The sequence below is a fragment of the Agrococcus sp. HG114 genome (genome assembly GCF_024723325.1).
Taxonomy (GTDB): domain Bacteria; phylum Actinomycetota; class Actinomycetes; order Actinomycetales; family Microbacteriaceae; genus Agrococcus.
Window position 1 is genome coordinate 1 of sequence record NZ_JANQCH010000204.1, and the last position, 1,924, is coordinate 1,924.

Genomic DNA, 1,924 nt, shown 5'->3' on the forward strand with positions numbered 1-1,924 from the left:
GCCGCACGCTCGGCACGCTCGGCGCGGTCGCCGCGGCGCAGGCGAGCCGCGTGCGGGAGGCGATCGCGCCCGCGAGCCGACCGGCCGAGGGGGAGGGGAGCCTCGGCCGCGAGGGCCTCCGCCTCGTCGCGACCTCGACCGTGGACGGCGAGACCCGGCGCGTGTCGGCGCACTGCCCGCACGTCGGCGCGCTCGTGCAGTGGAACCCGCAGGAGCGCAGCTGGGACTGCTCGGCGCACGGCTCGCGGTTCGCCCCCGACGGGACCAGGCTCGAGGGGCCGACCGCCTGCCCGCTCCGGAGCCTCGCCCCGCGAGCGACGGCCGGCTGACCGCGGGCGCCGCCGCGCAGGGCGCCCCGCACCCCGCCCAGCCGTCCCGCCCCGGCGGCCGGCCCGGCGCACCCGAACGCCCCGCCTGGCAGGGTGGTGGCATGCACGACGTCGCAGAGGAGTCCTCGGTCAGCCGCAGCTACCGCCGCTGGGCCGAGGTGGAGGCCGACGGCCGCTCGCCGCGCTACGCCGAGTGGGCGCGCGGCGTCGCCGCCGACGCGGAGCTGTGCCGGGCGCTCGCTGGGCTCGAGCCGCTCAAGCGGCAGCCCAACCTGCTCTTCGCCGCGGCGCGCCTCGAGGGCGTGCCGCTCCAGCCGTGGGACGACGTCCGCGACCTGATCGCCGGGGCGTGGGACCGCATCCGCCCCACGATGCTCGCCCGCATGACGCAGACGAACGAGGCGCGGCGCATGGCGACGCTGCTGCCGGCGATCGCCGACGTGCGCGGGCCGATCGCGCTCGTCGAGGTGGGCGCGTCGGCGGGGCTGTGCCTCTATCCCGACCGCTGGCGCTACCGCTTCGGCCCGGGCCGCTACGTCGGCGACGCGAGCCTGCCGCTGCTCGAGACCGACGCGTCGCCGTCGACGCCGCTGCCGGAGGCGCCGCCCGAGATCGCCTGGCGCGGCGGGCTCGACCTGCAGCCGCTCGACCCCGGGGACCCGGGCACGCGGGCGTGGCTCGAGGCCCTCGTGTGGCCGGATGCGTCGGGCGTGGTCGACGGGGCGCGCGTCGACCGGGTGCGCACGGCGATCGCGATCGCCCGCCGGGAGCCCGCGCACGTGCGGCGCGGCGACCTCACGACGGATGCGCGCGCGCTCGTCGCGGAGGCTGCCCGGCACGCGCCCACGGTCGTCGTGTGGCACTCGGCGGTGCTCGCGTACGTGTCGGCGTACGAGCGGGCGGCGTTCGCCGACCTCATGGGGGAGCTGCCGGTCACGTGGGTCGCGAACGAGGGCGCGAGCCTCGAGCTCGGGCCGCCCGCGCCGTGGGCGGGGCCCGGCGACTTCGTGCTGCGGCGCGACGCCGAGCCCGTCGCCGTGACCGACCCGCACGGGGCCAGCGTGACCTGGCTCGACGACATCTCGCGCTAGCTCGGGCGAGCGACGGTGCCTCCCGCTCATCGCGGAGCGCTGGCCGGGCAGCGCCCGGGCGGGCCGCTGCCGCCGACGACTAGGCTCGTCCTGATGAGCCGCGACGACGACGCCCTCCGGTGGGAGGGGGATGACGAGCTGGATCTCGCCGCCGCCGACGCGGCCGACGCCGACGGCGCCGCCGTGCCCCGCGCATCCGCCCCCCTCGCGCGCGAGCGGCGCTCGCGCGGCGCGCTCGGCTGGCTCACGCTCGCGCTCGCGGTCGCCGCGACCGCCGGCTGGATCGTCGTCATGGTCGCGAACCCCGTGCAGCAGCCGAGCCTGCTCGGCCTCGCGATGTACCAGCTCGGGGAGGTGCTCGCCGTGATCGGTCCGCTCCTGTGGTGGTGGTGCGTCGACCGGCTCGCGCCGCGGCACCGCCGCGCCCCGTGGTGGCTCGCGGGGCTCGTCGTCACCGCGCCGTGGCCGCTCGTGGCGGGGGCGCTCGCGTGAGCGGCGCGCGCG

3 protein-coding genes are annotated in these 1,924 nt (G+C 79.0%); all 3 read left to right on the top strand.

All coding sequences use genetic code 11. The annotated features are described in order from the left end of the window. Positions 1-329, top strand: a 329-nt coding sequence (locus NWP09_RS12640) for a Rieske 2Fe-2S domain-containing protein (RefSeq protein WP_258275853.1), incomplete at its 5' end; no start/stop codon positions are given. Between the two features lie 101 nt (positions 330-430). Next, positions 431-1,420, top strand: coding sequence for a DUF2332 domain-containing protein (locus NWP09_RS12645; protein ID WP_258275854.1), 990 nt, complete (start codon positions 431-433; stop codon positions 1,418-1,420). A gap of 93 nt (positions 1,421-1,513) precedes the next feature. Then, positions 1,514-1,912: a hypothetical protein gene (locus NWP09_RS12650; RefSeq protein WP_258275855.1), complete on the top strand. Its 399-nt coding sequence runs from the start codon at positions 1,514-1,516 to the stop codon at positions 1,910-1,912. Positions 1,913-1,924 lie beyond the last annotated feature (12 nt).